The organism is Solimonas terrae, from assembly GCF_011067135.1.
GTDB classification, from domain to species: Bacteria; Pseudomonadota; Gammaproteobacteria; order Nevskiales; family Nevskiaceae; genus Solimonas; species Solimonas terrae.
The window spans coordinates 222177-242421 of record NZ_JAAMOW010000008.1 but is presented as its reverse complement, the minus strand read 5'-3'; the positions used below and the strand labels follow the sequence as shown (position 1 = coordinate 242421).

The 20245-nt window shown below is 63.7% G+C and carries 20 protein-coding genes and 1 other RNA gene; 11 read left to right on the top strand and 10 right to left on the bottom strand.

Annotated features, from left to right (window positions below; translation table 11 throughout):
* Positions 1–102 precede the first annotated feature (102 nt).
* Together grpE and hrcA are read right to left on the bottom strand one after the other, a co-directional pair.
* Entirely contained in the window at positions 103–627 is a 525-nt protein-coding gene (grpE, locus tag G7Y85_RS16090) for a nucleotide exchange factor GrpE (protein ID WP_166259486.1), read from the bottom strand.
* A gap of 149 nt (positions 628–776) precedes the next feature.
* Positions 777–1820, bottom strand: coding sequence for a heat-inducible transcriptional repressor HrcA (hrcA, locus tag G7Y85_RS16085; RefSeq protein WP_166259483.1), 1044 nt, complete (start codon positions 1818–1820; stop codon positions 777–779).
* 111 nt (positions 1821–1931) lie between these two features.
* Here hrcA and G7Y85_RS16080 point away from each other — a divergent pair, with 111 nt between their 5' ends.
* Together G7Y85_RS16080 and recN are read left to right on the top strand one after the other, a co-directional pair.
* The gene (locus G7Y85_RS16080; RefSeq protein WP_166259480.1) at positions 1932–2825 is read left to right on the top strand and encodes an NAD(+) kinase; all 894 of its coding nucleotides are present in this window, start codon (positions 1932–1934) and stop codon (positions 2823–2825) included.
* 23 nt (positions 2826–2848) lie between these two features.
* Entirely contained in the window at positions 2849–4534 is a 1686-nt protein-coding gene (gene recN / locus G7Y85_RS16075) for a DNA repair protein RecN (RefSeq protein ID WP_166259477.1), read from the top strand.
* Between the two features lie 69 nt (positions 4535–4603).
* Here recN and fur read toward each other — a convergent pair whose 3' ends face one another.
* Positions 4604–5020 carry a ferric iron uptake transcriptional regulator gene (fur, locus tag G7Y85_RS16070; protein WP_166259474.1) on the bottom strand — a complete coding sequence of 139 codons (417 nt, stop codon included), beginning with the start codon at positions 5018–5020 and terminating at the stop codon, positions 4604–4606.
* A 79-nt stretch (positions 5021–5099) separates the two neighbouring features.
* On the opposite strand from fur, the gene G7Y85_RS16065 reads away from it, so the two are divergent.
* Positions 5100–5534 carry an outer membrane protein assembly factor BamE gene (locus tag G7Y85_RS16065; protein WP_166259471.1) on the top strand — a complete coding sequence of 145 codons (435 nt, stop codon included), beginning with the start codon at positions 5100–5102 and terminating at the stop codon, positions 5532–5534.
* A 78-nt stretch (positions 5535–5612) separates the two neighbouring features.
* On the opposite strand, the gene G7Y85_RS16060 is transcribed toward G7Y85_RS16065, so the two are convergent.
* The 3 genes from G7Y85_RS16060 to G7Y85_RS16050 are packed head-to-tail and all read right to left on the bottom strand — an operon-like array spanning position 5613 to position 7726.
* A complete protein-coding gene (locus tag G7Y85_RS16060) occupies positions 5613–5915 on the bottom strand; it encodes an RnfH family protein (RefSeq protein WP_166259738.1) in 303 nt (100 codons plus the stop codon).
* A complete protein-coding gene (locus G7Y85_RS16055; protein ID WP_166259468.1) occupies positions 5902–6336 on the bottom strand; it encodes a type II toxin-antitoxin system RatA family toxin in 435 nt (144 codons plus the stop codon). The genes G7Y85_RS16060 and G7Y85_RS16055 overlap by 14 nt, the downstream gene beginning before the upstream one ends.
* 4 nt (positions 6337–6340) lie before the next feature.
* Positions 6341–7726, bottom strand: coding sequence for a sodium-dependent transporter (locus tag G7Y85_RS16050; protein WP_166259465.1), 1386 nt, complete (start codon positions 7724–7726; stop codon positions 6341–6343).
* 275 nt (positions 7727–8001) lie between these two features.
* Between G7Y85_RS16050 and smpB the strand changes: the two genes are divergently transcribed.
* From smpB to G7Y85_RS16010, 8 genes are all read left to right on the top strand, one after another.
* Positions 8002–8478, top strand: a complete 477-nt coding sequence (smpB, locus tag G7Y85_RS16045; RefSeq protein ID WP_166259735.1) for an SsrA-binding protein SmpB — start codon at positions 8002–8004, stop codon at positions 8476–8478.
* A 508-nt stretch (positions 8479–8986) separates the two neighbouring features.
* Positions 8987–9342: a transfer-messenger RNA gene (ssrA, locus tag G7Y85_RS16040) on the top strand.
* A 290-nt stretch (positions 9343–9632) separates the two neighbouring features.
* Complete coding sequence (locus tag G7Y85_RS16035) at positions 9633–10304, top strand: GspH/FimT family pseudopilin (RefSeq protein ID WP_166259462.1); 672 nt, start codon at positions 9633–9635, stop codon at positions 10302–10304.
* Positions 10305–10308: 4 nt separating this feature from the next.
* Positions 10309–10776: a type IV pilus modification protein PilV gene (gene pilV, locus G7Y85_RS16030; RefSeq protein WP_166259459.1), complete on the top strand. Its 468-nt coding sequence runs from the start codon at positions 10309–10311 to the stop codon at positions 10774–10776.
* Between the two features lie 35 nt (positions 10777–10811).
* Positions 10812–11819: a PilW family protein gene (locus tag G7Y85_RS16025; protein ID WP_166259456.1), complete on the top strand. Its 1008-nt coding sequence runs from the start codon at positions 10812–10814 to the stop codon at positions 11817–11819.
* Between the two features lie 2 nt (positions 11820–11821).
* Positions 11822–12406, top strand: a complete 585-nt coding sequence (locus G7Y85_RS16020) for a pilus assembly PilX family protein (protein ID WP_174839787.1) — start codon at positions 11822–11824, stop codon at positions 12404–12406.
* 11 nt (positions 12407–12417) lie between these two features.
* The gene (locus tag G7Y85_RS20190; protein WP_206675596.1) at positions 12418–16554 is read left to right on the top strand and encodes a pilus assembly protein; all 4137 of its coding nucleotides are present in this window, start codon (positions 12418–12420) and stop codon (positions 16552–16554) included.
* Positions 16555–16573: 19 nt separating this feature from the next.
* Entirely contained in the window at positions 16574–17044 is a 471-nt protein-coding gene (locus G7Y85_RS16010) for a type IV pilin protein (RefSeq protein ID WP_166259453.1), read from the top strand.
* 18 nt (positions 17045–17062) lie between these two features.
* Here the strand turns inward: G7Y85_RS16010 and G7Y85_RS16005 are convergent, their stop codons facing one another.
* The 4 genes from G7Y85_RS16005 to lspA all read right to left on the bottom strand — a co-directional run bounded on the left by G7Y85_RS16005 (position 17063) and on the right by lspA (position 20241).
* A complete protein-coding gene (locus tag G7Y85_RS16005) occupies positions 17063–17641 on the bottom strand; it encodes a GspH/FimT family pseudopilin (RefSeq protein ID WP_166259726.1) in 579 nt (192 codons plus the stop codon).
* A gap of 190 nt (positions 17642–17831) precedes the next feature.
* Positions 17832–18785, bottom strand: a complete 954-nt coding sequence (locus tag G7Y85_RS16000; protein WP_166259450.1) for an FAD-dependent oxidoreductase — start codon at positions 18783–18785, stop codon at positions 17832–17834.
* Positions 18782–19744: a 4-hydroxy-3-methylbut-2-enyl diphosphate reductase gene (ispH, locus tag G7Y85_RS15995; protein WP_166259447.1), complete on the bottom strand. Its 963-nt coding sequence runs from the start codon at positions 19742–19744 to the stop codon at positions 18782–18784. The genes G7Y85_RS16000 and ispH overlap by 4 nt, the downstream gene beginning before the upstream one ends.
* Entirely contained in the window at positions 19744–20241 is a 498-nt protein-coding gene (gene lspA / locus G7Y85_RS15990; protein WP_166259444.1) for a signal peptidase II, read from the bottom strand. Before lspA ends, ispH begins: the two co-directional genes overlap by 1 nt.
* Positions 20242–20245: the final 4 nt, after the last annotated feature.

Here is a 20245-nt window from a genome sequence, read left to right as displayed (position 1 = left end):
ATGACTCCGTGAAGATGGTTCAGTCCTGCCGCCTAACTGATGGCTTTATGCAGGAATTCAAGGGTTTCAGGTATTGACGGCGATCAAGGCGCCGCCGCCGTTTCAATCCGGTGCGCGCGCCACCACCACCATCGCCGGGCGCAGCAGGCGATCATGCAGGCTGTAGCCCTTCTGCATGACGCTGAGCACATGATTGGCCGGCACATCGGCGCTCGGCGCCATCGTCATCGCCTGATGGAAATCCGGATTGAACGGCTGGCCGCTCGGATCGAGCTGCTTGACGCCGTGCTTCTCCAGCACGCTCATCAACTGACGATAGGTCAGCTGCATACCCTCGCCCATGGCCTTGGCCGAAGCCTCCACGTTTTCCGCCGCCTTCAGCCCCAGCTCGAAGCTGTCGGCCACCGCCAGCAGCTCGTTCAGCAGCTTTTCGGTGGCGTACTTCAGACTGCTCGCGGCATCGCGCTCGAGGCGGCGGCGCGTGTTTTCGAGATCGGCGATCGCCCGCAGCTGGGCTTCCTTGGCTGCAGCGACGCGCGCTTCGGCGTCGTTGATCTGCGCACGCAGCGCATCGAGCTCGTCGACGCCGCTGGCCACGTCCGCAGTGGGTTCCGGTGTATCCGTCATGTCACAGGTTTTCTGGTGATTTGGCGAAAGACCCGCCAAACGGCGGATCGCGAAGGGGCGCCATGATAGCCACGTAGGCCATTGCCAGCCAGCCGGATTCTCGATCCGGCCGGACCGGCGGCACGGCAGCCCTGCGCCCTATCTAGGGCTCAGCCTTCGCCTTTCAAGCCGGCCGACAGCAGGCGCGCGGTTTCGCGCACGATCGGGATGATGCGGTGATAGGCCATGCGCGTCGGGCCGATCACGCCCAGCGTGCCGGCGACCTTGCCGTCGACGTAGTACGGGGCGGTCACGACGCTGCATTCGTCGAGCACGCGATAGCCGGATTCGTCGCCGATGAACAGCTGCACACGATCGGCGTTCAGGCACTGGTCGAACAGGTTCAGCAGATCCCGCTTGGTGTCGATCGCCTCGAACAGATTGCGCAGGCGCTGCACGTCGGCCAGTTCCTGGAAGCCCATCAGATTGGGCCGGCCGGCGAACACGTAGTCGCCGGTGCTGGGACTCTGCGGTCGCAAGGCCTGCTCGGCCATCGCCGCCGCTTCGCGCAGCAGCAGATTGACGTGCGCCTGCGCATCGGCGGCTTCCTGCATCAGCGCCTGACGCAGATCGACCAGGTCGCGGCCGGCGAAATGCTCGTTCAGCAGGTTCGCATAGCGCTCCAGCTCGTCGGCACCGTACGGCCGCTCGGTGTTGATGATGCGGTTCTGCACCTCGTGCTGATTGACCACCAGGATCGTCAGCACGCGATTGCCTGACAAAGGCAGGAATTCGATGCGCCGCAGTACCGCCAGATTGCGGCGCGGCACCGTGACCACCCCCGCCATCCGCGACATCTCCGACAGCAGCGTCGATGCGGCCTGCACCAGATCGGCCTGCGAGCGGTCGCCAGGCAGCAGTTCCTCGGCGATGAGATCGCGTTCCTCGCCGCTCAGCGGCTCCGGCGCCAGCAGCGCGTCGACGAAGTAGCGGTAGCCACGCGTGGTCGGTATGCGCCCCGCGGAAGTATGCGGCGAGGCGACGAAGCCGAGTTCGTCGAGGTCGGCCATGACATTGCGGATCGTCGCCGACGACAGGCCGAGGCTGACCATGCGCGACAGGGTGCGCGAGCCGACCGGTTGGCCATCATGGATGTAGCGCTCGACCAGCAGCTTGAGCAGCTCTGCGGCGCGCGCATCGAGGGGTTGCGACATGCCGTCAAAATGACGGTTTTCCGACACGTTTTCAATAGCGTCGCGCCAGGTTTCGATGCTGGAAGCGACCGCTTTCGTGTTAAGTTTCGCGCCATTCTCCCGGGTCTTTCCATGTCATCGTTCGAGACTGTCGGCATCATCGGCAAGCGGCGTGATCCGCAGGTCGTGCCTACGCTCATGCAACTGCTGGACATCCTGCGCGCTCTGGGCCGTCAGCTGCGCGTCGAGGATGTCAGCCTGCCCGGCGTCGAGCTGCCCGCCGATGTGCTGCGCATGCCACGCGCCCAGCTGGCGGCAAGCTGTGATCTTGTGGTCGTGGTCGGCGGTGACGGCACGCTGCTGTCCGCCGCCCGCGATCTGGCCCCGGCCGGCGTCGCCTTGGTCGGCATCAACCAGGGACGACTCGGCTTCATGGTCGATGTGCCGCCGGCCGAGATGCACGAGGCCTTCGCCGCCATCTTCGCCGGTCACTACGTACGCGAGGATCGCCTGATGCTGCAGGCGCGCCTGCTGCGCGAGAAGCGCACGCAGAACTTCGTGGCGATGAACGACGTCGTGATCCGCAATCAGGCCGCGATCCGCATGCTCGAATTCGAAAGCTGGCTGGACGACGAATTCATTTCCCAGCATCGCGCCGACGGTTTCATCGTCGCCAGCCCGACCGGCTCGACCGCCTACGCACTGTCCGGCGGCGGCCCGGTCGTGCACCCCGGACTCGACGCGCTGACACTGGTGCCGATCTGTCCGCATACCCTGTCCGACCGTCCCATCGTCGTCAGTGGCCGCCAGACCGTGCGCATCACGCTGCGCGGTGCTCCCAATACGGTGGCAATGCTGACTTGTGACGGCCAGACCGCTGAAACCCTGCATGCCGGCGAATCCTTCGAGGTCGGCAAGGCTGAATTCCGCCTGCATCTGGTCCACCCGAACAACTATTCGTACTTCAACATCCTGCGCAACAAGCTGCGCTGGGGCCGTGGGCCGGCCGTCGACGCAACCGTGTAGAAACTTGAAGAAAGCACGCCAAGATGCTGAATAAATTATCCATCCGTAATCTTGCGATCATCGATCTCGTCGAGCTCGACTTCGCGTCCGGCTTCACCGTGCTGACCGGCGAAACCGGCGCCGGCAAGTCGATCCTGATCGACGCGATCGGCCTGGCGATCGGCCTGCGCGCGGACGCCCATCTGGTCCGCAGCGGTCAGGAAAAGGCCGAGATCAGCGCCAGTTTCGAGCTGGATGCCAAGGCACCCGCGCGACGCTGGCTGGTCGACAACGAACTCGTCGACGCCGACGATCCGGCGCTGCTGGTGATCCGTCGCATTGTCTACGCCGAAGGCCGGACCCGCGCATTCGTCAACGGCAGCGCGGTCAACGCCGGCCAGCTGCGCGAACTCGGCGAAATGCTGATCGAGGTCTTCGGCCAGTCGGAAAGCCAGACCCTGTTGCGCGCCGACGTGCAGCGCAATGCGCTCGACGATTACGGCTGCGCCGCCGCCACGCTGGCCGCAGTCGCCGGCACGGCCGAAGGCTGCGCGGATACCGAACGCGCGCTCGAACGCCTGCGCGCCGCCGGCAGCCGCGACCCCGCGCAACTCGAATTCCTGCAGTTCCAGATCGCCGAACTCGAGGCGCTGGCACTGGCCGACAACGAGCTGGAGGAACTGGAAGCCGAACACCGTCAGCTCGCCCACGCCGGACGCCTGCTGGCCGAGGGCGCGCAGGCGCAGGAGCTGCTGTACGGCGGCGAGAACAGCGTCTACGACCAGCTGAGCACGGCCCAGAGCCTGCTCGACGGCCTGGTCCCATTGCACGACGGCTTTCGTGCGGCGCTCGAGGCCACGGATACGGCGCTGGCGCAGGTCCGCGATGCGGCCGACGGTGCGCGCCGCGTGCTCGAACGGCTGGATCTCGATCCGCAGCGGCTCGACGATCTTGAACGGCGCCTGGGCGCAATCCACGATCTGGCGCGCAAGCATCGCCTCAAGCCGGGCGAACTACCCGAACACCTGCGCCGTCTGCGTGCGCAACGCGACGAAGCCGGCGATGCCGCCGGCCGGCTCGAAGCACTTGAACGCCAGCGCAGCGCGGCACTGGCCCGCTACGCGGAAGCCGCTGCCAAGCTCAGCGGCGAACGCAAAAAGGCCGCCAGACGTTTTGCAGAAGCAGTGACCGCGATCGTGCGCACGCTCGGCATGCCGAACGCGCAGTTCGTGGTCGCGGTCGAAACCGAGGCGGAACAGGTGCCACGCGCCGCCGGCAGCGACACGGTGCGCTTCGATTTTTCGGCGAATCCCGGCCAGCCACCTCGCGCACTCGCCAAGGTCGCGTCCGGCGGCGAACTGTCACGTGTTTCGCTGGCGATCCAGGTCGCGGCGCTCGCCCGGCACGGCGCACCGACGATGATCTTCGACGAAGTCGATGCCGGCATCAGCGGAGGGGTCGCGGAGATCGTCGGTCAGCAGTTGCGTGCACTGGGCAGCACGCGCCAGGTCATGAGTGTCACCCATCTCGCGCAGGTCGCGGCACAAGGCCACGCGCATCTGGCGATCCGCAAGGAAGTCCAGAAACAGCAGACCTACACGCGGGTAACGGCCCTGAGCAGCGACGAGCGGGTTGGCGAGCTGGCACGCATGCAGGGCGGTCTTGAAGTCGGCAAGGCGGCACTGGACCATGCCCGCGAGCTGCTGCAGCGGGCAGCGCAGACCGGCTGACGGTGTTTCGCTCGCCCCGATCGGGATGATCGTCACCACGGGTCGGCGACCCGCGCCGGCGGTGCAAGCTCAGCTGTGCGCGGCCTTCGGCTTGGGCCGCACATAGAGCACGAGACTGTGCTCCTCGACGATGAACCCATGCTTGGCGGCAATCGTCTGCTGCAGCTTCTCGATCTCTTCGCTGAAGAATTCGATGACCTCGCCGGTATCGAGCCGCACCATGTGATCGTGATGCGGGCCACGGTCGAGTTCGAAAACGGCGTGGCCGCCCTCGAAGTTGTGGCGTTGCACGAGCCCGGCCGATTCGAACTGCGTCAGCACGCGATAGACGGTCGCCAGACCAACGTCTTCGTTGAGGTCGATGAGCCGTCGATAGATGTCTTCGGCGGACAGATGGCGGGCCTCGCTGTTCTCGAGCATTTCGAGAATCTTGAGGCGCGGCAGCGTCACCTTGAGGCCGGCATTGCGAAGGTCGGAAGATTCCATGTCCGGGACTGGCGCTGACAAGAGGGGATTTCCGCTATTATCGCCGCTCAACTTCCTGCGGCAAGCCCAGCGAACTTCGATGCGTTTTCTTCTTCTTGTTTCCGCAGCCCTCGCGCTGTCGGCCTGTTCGATCATCTACAAGCTGCCGACCCGTCAGGGCAATGTCATCGAGCAGAAGCAGCTCGACCAGCTCAAGCTCGGCATGACGCACGAACAGGTGCACTACGTGATGGGCACACCGATTGCGGCAAGCGCCTTCCGTCCGGATCGCTGGGACTACGTCGGCTACTATAAATCGCCGCGTGGCGAAGTGACCGAGCGCGTCGTCAGTCTCTACTTCACCGACGATGCGCTGGCACGCATGGACGGCATCGCCGCACAGGGCACGACCAAGGCGATCGACAATCCCGACGTGAGTACGGTACTCGCCGACGAAAAGAAGGACGCCAACGACGAATCGCGTGCTGAGAGCGCGCATCCGAGTGGCGTCGTGCTGACGCCGCCGAATCAGTAAGCGGCCACATCGTCGTTGCGGAGGCGCCCGTCCTCCGCGGGAGCCCGGGGCTCCGCGCGCGACGGGGTCGACGACCTTTCAGGTCCGACTGCGGCGCTGACGTGCGACCCGCCTGCGTCGCTCGGCTTTCGGATCAATCAGCAGGGGCCGGTAGATCTCGATCCGGTCGCCGGCGTGCAAGCGATGATCGGCCCCGACCCGCCGCCCGAAAATGCCGAGCGGCATTCTGCTCAGGTCCGGTTCGCCGAAGCGAGGTGCGAGTTCCGACTGTGCAATCGCCTCTCCCGCCGTCGTGCCGGCGGGCACCGTCAGACGCAGCAGAATCTGCTCCTCCGGCAAGGCGTACGCAATTTCGATCTGCAGCGTCTCAGACCTGACCATAGAGCGCGTCGGCGCGCAGACGGAACGCGTCCATGACATTGTTGACGGCGCGATCGATCCACGGCGCCAGCGTCATTTCCATCAGGCGATTGCCGAATTCCAGACTCAGTTGCAGCGACACCTTGCAGGCGCTGTCGGTCAGCGGCGTGAAATGCCAATGGCCGTCCAGCTGCCGGAACGGACCATCGAGCAGACGCATGCGGATGCGGTTGTCGTCGAGATGATTTTCGGTTGCGAAGCTGTCGCTCAGACCCTTGACGCGAAAGCCCAGCCGCGCCCGCACCTGTGGGCCTTCGACGTGTTCGACGCGCGCCGACACGCAACCCGGCACGAACTGCGGATAGGCCTCGACGTTGCCGACGAGCACGAACATGTCCTGCGCCGAATATTTCAGCAGTGTCGAACGTTCCAGCGACGGCACGAATTCAATTCCCCCACAAGGACACCAGCCAGTCGAGCAGACCCGTCGAGTAGACCAGCACGGCAATCAGCCCCAGGCGGGCCGGATAGCGCAGCAATGTGAACCAGACCGGATACAGCCAGGCCCGCGTCTCGCCCCAGAGATGGCGAACCAGTTCGCGCGGCATGATGCTGACGACGAAGACGCAAATCAACAGGCCGTCGAGAGGCGCAAACCAGCTGGTCGTCAGCCACTGCACCCATTCGAAGAAATTGCGCCCGAGCAGGCGCATGTTCTGCATGACGCTGAACGACAGCAAGGTGCCGAGGCCGATGAACCAGATCAGCAAGGCTGCGCTGGTCGCGGCGAACACGCGCGTCCAGCGCTGACGATCCATGAAATAGCGGCTCAGCGGTTCCAGCATCGCGGTCGCCGAGGTCATGGTCACGATGAAGGTCATCAGGAACAGGCCGGCGGCGAACATCGAGCCGCCGAAATCGCCACCGATCGCTCTGGGCAGGGTCTGGAACATCAGGGTGATGCCCGAGGTCGGCTGCAGACCGGCGCCCAGTACCACCGCCATCACCGCCAGGCCGACGAGCAGGCTGAACACGGTATCGACGAGCATCACGGTCAGCGCGACGCGGCGCAGCGGCGCATCGACCGGCAGATAGCTGCCCACCCCCATCATGACGCCCATCCCGAGACCCAGCGTGAAGAACGCGTGATGCAAGGCCTCCATCACGCCGCGCCAGCCGAGACGCTCCCAGTGCGGCTCGAAGATGTAGTCGAAGGCTGCGCTCGCGTCGCCATGGCGGAACGCATACCAGCACATGGCCAGCACCATCAGCACCACAAACGGCACGAGGCGTCGCGACGCGCGCTCGACACCTTCACGAAATCCATGCGACACCACGACGCAGGCCGTGAGGATGAACAGCGTGTGCCAGGACAGGCTGCGCTCGGGGTCCTTGGCCAGATGCAGGAAGACATCACTCGCACCGTCAGCCGTGAGGTGCCCGAACATGCCGCTTGCCGCACGGAACGTGTACGCCAGACTCCAGCCGGCGATCACGCTGTAGTACGACAGGATCAGACCCGCCGTCAGCAAGGCCAGCCCACCGATCGCGACCCACACGCGCTTGGCATGCGCCGACTCGACCAGCCGCGCGAAGCCGGCGATCAGATCGTCGCGCATCCAGCGACCGAGCATCCACTCGGCGATGAGCAGCGGCAGACCGACCAGTAACAGGCCCAGCAGATAGACCATCAGGAACAGGACACCGCCATATTCGCCCATCAGCGCCGGCAGGCGGATCGCATTGCCGACGCCCAGCATCGCGCCGACCGCCACCCAGGTGAAGGCCCGGTGCGAACTCCAGTAGCCGTAGCTGCTCTCGCGTATGTTCATGCCGGGACCTGCGAGCGCGGCTGACTGCGTCTGGTGGTGCGCCGCGCGGCGTGGCACGACATGGCATCGGCTTGCGGGCGAACGACGACGAGTCGCGCCACGAAATGGCCGTACCGATGTTCCGCACCGCGGTGTCTCTCCTGGTTGCTGGGCATCGCTGGCACCACGCTCCTCATGTCCTGCACGGCCGCACGACCGGCCGGATCGCGGCACTGCCGCCGGCATTCACGGTCCGTAAGTCTATCCGTGCGCGGGGGCACTTATATAATTGGCGGATGAGCAAAAAAGAAACGGCAGCGCCGGATCGCGTGATTGCCGTCAACCGCCGCGCGCGGTTCGAGTATTTCATCGAAGAACGCTACGAGGCGGGTCTGGTCCTCAAAGGCTGGGAAGTCAAGAGCCTGCGCGCCGGCCGCGCGCAGATCGCCGAGGCTTATGTCGTACTCAAGAACCGCGAGGCCTGGCTGATCGGTGCGCACTTCACGCCCCTGAAGCAGACGTCGACCCATGAAATCGCCGACGCCACCCGGACGCGCAAGCTGCTGCTGCACGAACGCGAACTGGCAACCCTGATCGGCAAGGTCGAGCGCGCTGGCTACACGCTGATTCCGCTCGACCTGCATTGGGAAAAGGGTCGCGTGAAACTCGAAGTCGGCCTCGCGAAGGGCAAGAAAGAGCATGACAAGCGCGCCGACGTGAAGGAGCGGGACTGGCAGCGCGAGAAAGGCCGCATTCTCAGACATAACGCCTGAAACCCGATCCGGCCTCGTCGGGCCAGTCCCTTCGCCGACTCGCTCGCGTGATGCTTCGCGACACAGCGGCTCGCGTCGATACTGGCAGCGCGAGAAAGGCCGCATTCTCAGACATAACGCCTGAAACCCGATCCGGCCTCGTCGGGCCAGTCCCTTCGCCGACTCGCTCGCGTGATGCTTCGCGACACAGCGGCTCGCGTCGATACTGGCAGCGCGAAAAAGGCCGCATCCTCCGCCACAACGCCTGAAACCCGATCCGGCCTCGTCCAGCCAGTCCCTTCGCCGACTCGCTCGCGTGATGCTCCGCGACACGGCGGCTCGCGTCGACACTGGCAGCGCAAGAAAGGCCGCATCATGCGACACAATGCCTGAGGTCCGGATCGGCTCCGGCGCCCCTTGCGGTGGAACGTGAGCGCCGCTCTCGGCCTGAGCGACACGCGCGGCAAACACCACCAGGCTTGAATCGATGCCCACCGTCCCAAGTCTTGCTACACTGACGACGTACTACGGGGCTGACCGGTTTCGACGCCGGTAACGGAATCCGAAGTGCATGCCGAGGTGTCATGTCCTCGTAAATCCCGTGGCAACCAAGCTAGTTGCGAACGACTCCAACTACGCCCTCGCCGCCTAAATCCCGGTGAGCGTCCATCCTTTCAGTGCCGATACTGGCTGGAATGGGCGTCGACTCTTATCGGATCGTGGTGAAGCCCGCCCTTGGCCGATCTGCTAAAACCCTAAGGGGATAAGCGCCGGCGATCCGTGCCTGTCCGGGAGCCGACGACGAAAACCAAAGACCGGGCTAAGCATGTAGATCTGAGGGCTACGATCTGGCGGACGGGGGTTCAATTCCCCCCAGCTCCACCAATCGAGAGAAAACGAACTCCGCCGCAAGGCGGAGTTTTTGTTTGCGGCAAAGAAAACCCGCGCCGGGGACAGCGCGGGTCAGAGTTGAGAAGAGTCCTTGGGAGTGACTCGGGACCTACCTTAATGGCCGCCCCCGAACACAAAATGAACAAGTCTTGACCAGCGGATGACGAACGCCTGGCGAGCGTGCATGCCGTTTCTGAAGATATTCATGCAAGTCATTTACCTGTGTTACCTTTTGGCACAGCGATGGTGTCGGCTGGGCGGGTCGATCTGGGGAGCGTTGCGAGATGAGTTTCTTGGGGGCGGACGCCACCGTTTATTCCTTTTGTCGGCCCGAAAGGGCCGTTGACGGTGCACGGATGCCAGACAGGACCTCGGAGCCGAATACGCTCCTTGCCATGCAAAGGCAGGCTGGCCTGACTCTGGTCGAGTTGTTCGTGACGCTGGCGGTCGCGTCGGTCCTGCTGGCCGTCGCCGTGCCGAGTTACAACCAGCTGATGGCGACCAGCCGGCTGTCGACGGCAGCCAACGACTTCGTCAGCGCGCTCAACAATGCGCGCGTGGAAGCGATACGCCGCAACAACTCGACGCAGTTCTGCAGCAACAGCACCAGCAGCAACGGAACCGATCAGCTCGGCACCGATTGTGGCACTTCGGTAGGGGCGGTTCGCGCCCTCAGCTCGGACGGCAGCGCGTCGACCTTGATCCAGTCGTCTCCCAGTTTGCCGCAGAGCATCAGCGTCGCCAGCGGGGTCAAGGCTGTGCGCTATACGGGGCAAGGTCTGGGTCAGCTCGTCTCGGGCAGCGGTCCGTACTCGGGCCTGCTGATGGATCTGTCGTCCAACCGCGTTTCGACAGACAATCACCGTTGCCTCTATCTCACGACTGGCAGCATCGTCAGCACTTGCACACGTACAGGAACTTGCCCCACCAGTGAACCAGCATCCTGCCAGCAATAAGGCGATGCCGCGCCGCGCCGCGGCACACCGTCAGCGAGGTGTCGGCCTGGTCGAGATTCTCGTGGCCGTGCTGATCCTGTCGATAGGCTTGCTTGGCATTGCGCTCGTGCAAACACGAGCGCTGTCGCAGAACAACAGCTCGATGGCACGTTCGATGGCGGTCGTCGCCAGCTACTCGATACTCGATGCGATACGCGGCGATCGCGCAAATGCCCTGACCGGCTCCTACAACCAGACCGTCACCGGTAGCGCGACCGGCAGTGGCTGTCCCGACCTGAGCTCCCTGGCGAACCGCCAGTTGAACGCCTGGTGTGTCGAACTCGGCAAGACGCTCGGCGCCGTAACCGCCCCCACCGGCCGCGTCAGCTGCAGCACGGCGGGCATCTGTACCGTCACGATCACCTTCGACGACAGCCGCGTCGGTGCCGGCGGAAACAGCGCCCAGACCGTCGTCACCAAGGCCATGCTATGAACCGCGCGAGGCCGCACAGGACATTTGTCATCCGCATGCCTTTTGCCCGGCAGCGCGGCTTCAGCCTCATCGAACTGATGATCGCGATGGTCCTCGGGCTCGTGGTCATCGGCGGGGCAACGTCGGTGTTCCTCTCGAACAAGCAGTCTTATCGGTCAAATCAGGCGCTCGGCCAGGTACAGGAGAACGCGCGCATCGCATTCGAGCTGATCGCACGCGATGTGCGGCAGGCTGGCCTGACCGGTTGCGGCAACTCCGGCCGCGTCGGCAACGTGCTCAACAACGCCAAACCGGCCGTCACGACACCCGCCTGGTATGTCGATTTCGACACACCGATACGCGGCTACAACGACGGCGACAATGATCCGGCAGTGACGACCGGCACCGGCTCGGCGCAGAGGATCAGCACGACCGATTCGCTGGCGCTGATCGGCGCCAACCCGAGCGCACTGAGCATCGCCGAACACAATCTCACGACACCGGGTTTCCGGATCAACGAAAGCAGCCCCGGCCTGCTCGCCGGTGACATCATCATCGTCTGCGATCCGGATCACGCCGCCATCACGCAGATCACCAGTATCAGCGGCAGCACCTACGTCATCGCTTCGCCGACCACGGTGACGCCGGGCAACTGCTCCTCCGGGCTCGGCTATCCAACCGTCTGCACCGGCAATTCCTACCAGTTTGCCGTCAACTCGCAGCTTGCCAAGTTGCTCGCTGTCGACTGGTATATCGGCACCAATCCGCAAGGCACGAAATCGTTGTATCGCAAGACGCTCGTCAACAGCGGCGGAACACCGACGCCCACTGCCCAGGAGATGGTTCGCAACGTGACGGACATGCAGATCACCTATCACGTTCCGGGCATTGGCAATGACAGTTTCAGATCAGCCGATGCACTCAGCACCGCCAACTGGGCGGCGGCGGACATCGTCAGGCTGAGCCTTACGCTTGAAGGTGTGGAGCGTCACACGGGCACGGACTCCAAGCCGATCTCGCGCACGATGACCACGACCATCACGATGCGCAACAGAGCGAACTGAGCATGCAACGGCCATTCGCCCTTGGTAACGACGCACTGGTCAGCTGCGCAACGCGCGGCCAGCAAAGCGGCATTGCGCTGGTCGTGGCGCTGGTGCTGCTGATCCTGGTCACGCTGATTGGCCTTGCCGCGATTCGCGGCACGACCACGCAGCAGCGGATGACCGGCAATTTCTACGATCGCGAGGTCGCGTTCCAGAATGCAGAGGCCGGCCTTTCCGCCGGCGCGCAGGCACTCACGGCGGGAACCACCGATATCCGCAATTGCGGTCAGGGCGGTGCGGTCTGCCAGGCCAATCCGTTCACCCAGCTTGATTCGAGCAGCACGTTCGTCAAGTCGGTCACCACCGCCGCGTTCACCGCCGCTGGCAACGCATCCGGTCAACCGCAGTACGTGATCGAAAACATGGGGACCTATGCCGACCCCAACTCGAGCACCGGGTACAGCCAGACTGCCAATGCCTCTCAGTACGGCGCGCAGGGTGTCGTCGCCACAGCGGTTTACTACCGGATCACCGCCCGCAGCGGTGATCCGGCCGTCATCGGCGAACGCGCCGTCGTGACCTTGCAGGCGATGTACAAACAGTGAAGGAAGCTGTCATGAAAATAGTCCAGCGCATCCGATCGAGCAGCCGTCGCTTCAGCAACCTGCTGGCTGTTGCCTGCGGCCTGCTCGCTGCCACCCTGCTGCCCGCTGCGCATGCCGTAACGGTCGATCAGTCTCCGCTAACGGTGCAGCAGTCCCTGCCACCGAACATCGTGCTGATGCTCGATGACTCGGGATCGATGGCTTGGGACGTGATGCCGGACTACGGCTATCTGAGCAGCACGAGCGACGATGCTTTGGCGAGTTCCAGCATCAACGGTCTCTACTTCAATCCGGCGACGACCTATCGCGCACCGTATCAATCGGACGGCGCAACACGCTACAGCGCTGCAACATTCACGTCAGCCTGGATCAACGGCTTCAGCCAGACCTCCGGGACCGTCGATCTGCGCAACTATGACGGATCGAGCGACACCAGTCGCTCGGGTCGCAGCTCCAGTGATGTCACGTACACCGCAGGCTTCACCATCTCGCAGCCGTCGCAGCTGAGCTGCAGCAGCGGGTACAGCGTCAACACGAGCGGTTCGAGCAACGTCGGCAAGTGCATCAGGGTCACCACCTCGACCACCAACAACGGCAACGGCGCCGGGCAGCCATACTGCAATTCCTCGACCTACAACACGCTGATCAACGCCAATACGACCAGCATCACCTGCAAACGCAGCAGCGGATCCACCAGCACGTCGTACCTGAGCTGCAGCTCCGGCTACACACCGAACACGAGCTACCCGGATTTCTCGCCGGGCATGTGCATCAGCGTCTCGGTGCAGTCAAGCAACGGCGGCAATCCCACCTGCCCGTCTTCGTACAGCCTTGCCAATTCCGGTTCGTCCAACGTCACCTGCCAGACGACGATTTCGATGTTCACCTACACGGTGAAGAGCGGCAGCACGTATACGCGACATTATGTCGGCACTTCCGGCTCCTGCGCGCAGATCACGTCACTGACACCGAATTCGCCATTCAGCTCGGCGCCCGCCGTCACGTCGGCGGTATGCCACGACGACAGCACGACCCAGCAGAACGTCGCAAACTGGTTCTCGTACTACCACACACGCATACTGATGGCGAAGAGCGGCCTGATGAACGCGTTTGCATCGCTCGACCCGACGATCCGTTTCGGCTTCGGTTCGATCGACGGCGGTGGTGGTGGCAACAGCAACTACAGCAACCTGCCTTCGTCACGCTACAGCTACAGCGACGGTTACAACGGCGGCACGAACTACGTTGCGCAGGTCTCGCCGATCGGCAGTGGTGCCAGCGGCACACAGAAGTCGCAATTCTGGACCTGGCTGCAGAGCGCGCGCGCCAGCGGCGGCACGCCGCTGCGTCAGGCGCTGAACGCGGTCGGTCAGTACTACATGACCACGCAGCCCTGGCAGTCGACATCGGCCAGCGGCTCGACCGTCGAGCTTGCCTGCCGCCAGTCATACACGATTCTGACCACCGACGGTTTCTGGAACGAAAGCACCAGCAACGTCGGCCTCTCTTCCGACCCTTACACGGCCAATGTCGACGGTACGCCGGGCACGTCGACGACCACGACATCAACCAGCACATACACGGCGACCCTGAGCTGTCCCACCGGCTACACGCCGCAGACCAGCGGCAGCCACAAGGGACAGTGCAAAAAGGGCAGCAGCTACTACAACAACGGCACGTACAGCTGCGACTCCGGCGGCACGCTGAGCGGATCGACCTGCACGGTCACCACGACCACCACGACATCCACGCCCTCCGTCACTCATACCGGCAGCAACGGACAGAGCTACGTTTATTCGGCGACGGCCCCCTATTCCGACGACAACAGCACGACGCTCGCCGACGTCGCCATGTATTACTGGCTGAGCGACCTGCGCACCAACCTCGACAACGAAGTGCCGACGAGCACCGAAGATCCGGCCTTCTGGCAGCACATGTCGACCTTCACGCTGGGTCTCGGCTTTTCTCCGACGGGCATCACGCCGAGCGGCACGACGGTCGACCAGATATTCAACTGGGCCAATGGTGGTGCTGCGATCTCCGGCTTCAGCTGGCCCCAGCCAAGTTCGGACAGCATCTACAACATCACCGACATGGCCCACGCCGCCGTCAACGGTCATGGCGGCTTCTACTCGGCAACCAGTCCGGACGCGTTTGCCAGCGCATTGACCGACGCACTGAAGCGGGTCAACGAACGCATTGGTTCGGGTGCGAGCCTTGCGGCCAACAGCACCAAGCTCGAAACCGGAACGGTGACGTATCAGGCAACCTACTACACCGGCAAATGGAAAGGTGATCTCAAGGCGTTCACGGTCAATCCGAGTACGGGCGCGATCTCTCCGACTCCGAGCTGGACGGCATCGACCGTGCTGCCGAGTGCCTCCAGCCGCGTGATCAAGACCTACAATCCAAGCGCGGCCTCCGGCTCCCAGTTCGTCGATTTCACCGCGGGCGCCACCACAACCACTGCGCCTCCCAATCTGTCGAGCACGCAGAAGACCGCTCTGGGCGCTTCGGCGGCTGAACAGAACGCCGTGATCGCCTATCTGCGCGGCGACGCCAGCAATGAAGAGAAAAACGGCGGCACCTACCGCAACCGCGATACCGCGCTCGGCGACATCGTCGATTCACAGCCGGTCTATGTCGGCGCGCCGGACGCCAACGCGTTCTTCGGAAAAACTTTCTCGGGGTCTTCGAGTTACACCACTTTTGCTGCGAACAAGCTCAATCGCAGCCCGCGCATCTACGTCGCAGCCAATGACGGCATGCTGCACTCGTTCAACGCCAGCACCGGTGCCGAGGTCTTCGCCTATCTGCCGAACGCCGTGATCCTGGCCGGCATCAAGGACCTCAGCGATACGAACTACGGCGGCACCAGCCTTCCGCACAAGTACTTCAACGACGGCGAACTGACTGTCGCCGACGTCTATTACTCGTCGGCCTGGCATACCGTGCTGGTCGGCACCAGCGGTCGCGGAACAGCGAAGGCCATATATGCGTTCGACATCACCGATCCGGCAACACCGGCTTTTCTGTGGGAGCGCTCGGCAGGTGACGGCCTGACCAACAGCAACTACATCGGCCAGATTGTCGGCAAGCCGGTCATCGCACAAACCGCCGATGGTAGCTGGTCGGTACTGCTCGGCAACGGCTACAACAGCACGTCCGACACAGCGGCGCTGCTGCAGTTTGCCATCACGACCGGCTCCCTTACGGTGCGCACGACCAGCGCCACCACCGGCAATGGCCTAGCCGGTCCCGCGGTGTGGATGAACGACGCCACGAACGGCATCAGCACCAATGCCTACGCCGGCGATCTGACCGGAACGGTCTGGTCATTCGCACTCAGCGGCACGACCGGATCGACGCTGTTCAATGCGGTCGACAGCACCGGCGCCGCGCAGCCGATCACAGCCGGCATCCTTGCCGGCAAGGATCCGGACACCGGCGCACTGTGGCTGTTCTTCGGCACCGGCAAGTACCTTACCCAGACCAATCTCGCCGATCTGAGCGTGCAGACCTGGTACGGGATCATTGCGCAGGCGGGTCCGAGTCAACCAACCAATCTCGTGACACATCTCAGCAGCGGACGCAGCTATCTACGGCAACGTTCCGTGGTCGCCGAAGTCGCATCCAGTGACACATCGTTGGGAGCTCGCGCGATTTCCGCTGCCACGGCCGGCGACATGGCGAACAAGTCCGGCTGGTATGTCGATCTGGTGCCGCCGAGCGGGACCGGCAAGGGTGAACGCATGGTGACGCCAAACCAGTTCCAGGGCAGCCTGCTGATCGGCACTTCGCGCGTTCCTGAATCCTCCGATCCGTGCAATCCGTCGGGCAGCGGCTGGATCATGGCGGTCAATCCGTTTACCGGCACGGCGAACTCGACGTTTTTCGACATCAACGGCGACGGTCTCTTCGACAAGGACAGCGACGGCAATTCCAACAACAGCGACAAGATCACCGACTCCAGCGGCAACGTCTATGTCGTTGCGGGTGTCGGCTTCAGCTCCGTACCGAACAACCCGATCTTCGTTGGCAACACCATGCTGATCAGCTTCGACAATGCGTCGACTGGCGACGTCGGCACCAAAGGCAGCGTCGGCACACTGGAACGCCTGTCGTGGCGCGAATTGCTGGGACAGTGAAGTGACGGAAAAGCAAAACATGAACAGGCCAAAGAGGCATCGGGCACGCAGCAAATCGCGGGCGGGATTCACCCTGATCGAACTGGTCGTTGTCGTGGCGATCGTCGGCATTCTGGCCGCGATCGCCTATCCCTCATACGTCAAGTCGATCACGCGCACCCAGCGTCGCGCGGGAGAAGCCTGTCTGTCCAACTACGCCACCTACATGGAACGGCTCTACACGACCACCTTGCGCTACGACAAGGACGCGAGCGGCAACAATTTCAACAGTGCGGCGCTGCAGGCCCTCAACATGGACTGTGCCTCGGCGCAGAACACCGGAAAGAACTACAGCTACGTGTTCGAGTCGGTGACCCAATCCACCTACATGCTGAAAGCTGCGCCGATCGATGCGCAGCAGACGCGCGACGCCGAGTGTGGAACGCTGAAACTGGATCAGACCGGCCAACGCTACGTCACCGGAACCGGAACGGTCAGCGACTGCTGGTAGACGCAGCCGAGGGGCGCTTCAGATCGCCCGACAACCATCAGGAAAATCACGTGACTCCGGTTCGATTCGGCCACTGCCGATCAGCACGAGATCCGTCGCTTCGTCCTGCATCGGCTTGCTCGCGCAGATTCGCAATCGGCCGGCCGCAAAAGCACCTGACGGCGTCTGCGCCGCGCCGCTGGGCTCGAAGATCACCGCGTGCCGGAACGGGCCGTTGCCGCTGATCCCGACCCGCACCGATGACGACAGACTGTCGACCGTTTTCACGAATTCTCCGGCGTCGACCTGACCGTCGTGATCGGCGTCGACGAAGACCATCCATTCGTGCAAGCGCCAGTCGCCATGGCAGCCTTCGCTCGGATTGCCCGCACAGAACGTGACAGGTGTGTTGCGGCTGATCGCCGTCTCACGCGCAGTAACGAGCGCCGCCAGCAGGCGATTCGCCGTCACGGCCCGGCGGTTCTGCGCCATGACATGATCAAACGTCGGCACCGCGATGCTCAAGGTGATCGACGCGATCACGACACCGATGACCAGTTCGATCAGCGTCAATCCGCGCTGTGCGGATCTTTGCTGTCGCAGGCGTCCATTGCACATGGCAGGTTCTCCGGTCGACGACGGCGATCGGCCGATGAGCGAATGCAACCCCCGATTCCGGCCATCACCGTCATGCCGCGAACACCGCGGCACTCGCAATGGCAACGATGCTAGTCAGTGACCAGCACGCAAAACGTCGACTGGTTCGCATTTCGTCGCCGCTCTTGCGATGAGAACGGAATTGGCCGGCTCAGAATGTGAGGTAGTCGACGATTCGAGCCGCACTGGCCGGTGCCAGCGTGATGCCGATACGGAAGTGGCCCGTTGCAACAAAGAGGCCGCGGCAGTCGGCCGATGGTCCCAGAATCGGCTTTTCGTCCTTGCAGTGCGGTCGCAAGCCGGCCCAGTGCGCCAGCAGCGGCAGCGCTTCAAGCGCCGGCCAGAGACGCAGTGCGCGCTCGCGCAGCAGCACCCTGACCTCGGGTGTCGGCACACAATCGAAGCCACAATCTTCCAGCGTGCTGCCGACAAGGATGCAGCCATCGCGCCGCGGAATCAGATAGACGTCATCGCCGATGCGCGGGCGTGGCAGCGTGCCCGGTTCGGCCGCCAGCAACAGCATCTGGCCCTTGATCGGCGAGATGCCGCTGACTCCCAATCGTGACGACCATGCCCCCGCCGCCAGCACCGCACGTTCGCAGCCGATGTTGCCGCGTGCGGTACGAACACCGCGCAGAACGTTGTCGCTGATCAGCCAGCCGGCGACCGCGGTTTGCTCCAGCACGGTTACACGCCGCCGACGCAGCGTCTCCGCCAGGGCTTTCATCAGGCGCGGATTGCGCACTTGCGCCATCTGCGGGTATTCGATGTGCGTGCCGTCGGCCTTGTGGTAGTCGCCGCCGCAGACCCAGTATTCCGGATCGATGCCGGACTCGCGCTGCAGGCGCTCGCACCATTCGGGATACAGCGCGAGACTTTCTTCGAGCAGCGGACGGATGGCATCCGGACACTGATCGGGGGGCAGAGGACTGAGCAGGCCACCACCGGCCCAGGAGGCGCCACGGCCGAGATCGCCCTTCTCGACAATGCAGACCCGAAGGCCGGGCTCGCGCGTCAAGGCTTCGGCGCAGGCCATGCCGATGACGCCCCCGCCGACGATGACGACGTCGAAGCGTTCGCCGCCGACCGCCTTGCCCGGACTCACGAAGCCTGCGGCGTCGGTCCGGTCGCGCGGCGCAGCGCGGGCGGCAGTGAGAACACCACGTGCTCTTCGCGACCGGCCAGTTCCTGCACGTCGAGACCACCGTGCAGCTTGAGCTTGGTGATCACCTCGCGAACCAGCACTTCAGGCGCGGAGGCGCCGGCGGTCACGCCGACGCGATGCTTGCCATCCAGCCACTCGGGCTGGATGTCCTGCGCGCCGTCGATCAGATGCGCCGGCGTGCCGCGGCTCTGCGCCAATTCGCGCAGGCGATTGGAGTTGGAACTGTTGCGCGAGCCGACGACCAGCAGCACATCGCAGCGCGACGCCAGGTCCTTGACCGCGTCCTGGCGGTTCTGGGTGGCGTAGCAGATGTCGTCCTTGCGCGGGCCATGCACCTGCGGAAAGCGCGCGCGCAAGGCGTCGATGATCTTCGAGGTGTCGTCCATCGACAGCGTCGTCTGCGTGACGAAGGCGATGCGCTCGGGCTGGCGGATCGGCAGGCGCGCAACATCATCCGGCGTCTCGACCAGATGGATGGCACCGCCGTATGTCGCATCGAACTGCCCCATCGTGCCTTCGACTTCCGGATGTCCGGCATGGCCGATCAGCACCACCTCACGCCCCTCGCGCGAATAGCGTTTGACCTCGATGTGCACTTTGGTCACCAGCGGACAGGTGGCATCGAAGATCGTCAGATTGCGCTGCTTGGCCGCCTCGCGCACCGCCTGCGAGACACCGTGCGCCGAGAAAATGCAGGTCGCTCCCTGCGGCACTTCGTCGACTTCCTCGACGAACACGGCACCCTTGGCGCGCAGGTTCTCGACGACGAAGCGATTGTGGACGACCTCGTGACGCACATAGATCGGCGCGCCGAGCACTTCGAGCGCCCGTTCGACGATCTCGATCGCACGATCGACGCCGGCACAGAAACCGCGCGGATTGGCGAGCAGGATATCCATCACCCGGCGGCCTTCACCGAACGACGGCTGCGCAGGGTGTCGATCAGCATGTCGAGAATCAGCAGCGCCGCGCCGCAGCTGATCGCCGAATCGGCAATGTTGAAGGCTGCAAAGTGCCAGCTGCCGACGTAGAAGTCGACGAAGTCGACGACATAGCCGCGCGTCACGCGATCGATCACATTGCCGAGCGCGCCACCCATGATCAGCGACAGCGCGACGGCAACCAGATGCTGATCGCGCGGATGACGACGCAGCCACAGCAGGATGCCGATGCTGACGCCGACACCGAGCAGCACGAACAGCACCGGCGAGGCGTCCGACATCATCGAGAACGCCGCCCCGGTGTTCTTCATGTAGACGATGTTCAGGTGCGGAATCACCGGCACCACGTCGTACCAGTTGAGGTTGCGCACGATCAGCTGCTTGGCGATCTGATCGACCAGAATGACCAGAGCGCTCGCCCACAGCCAGTAAACGTTCTTGTACTGAAAAGACATCGCT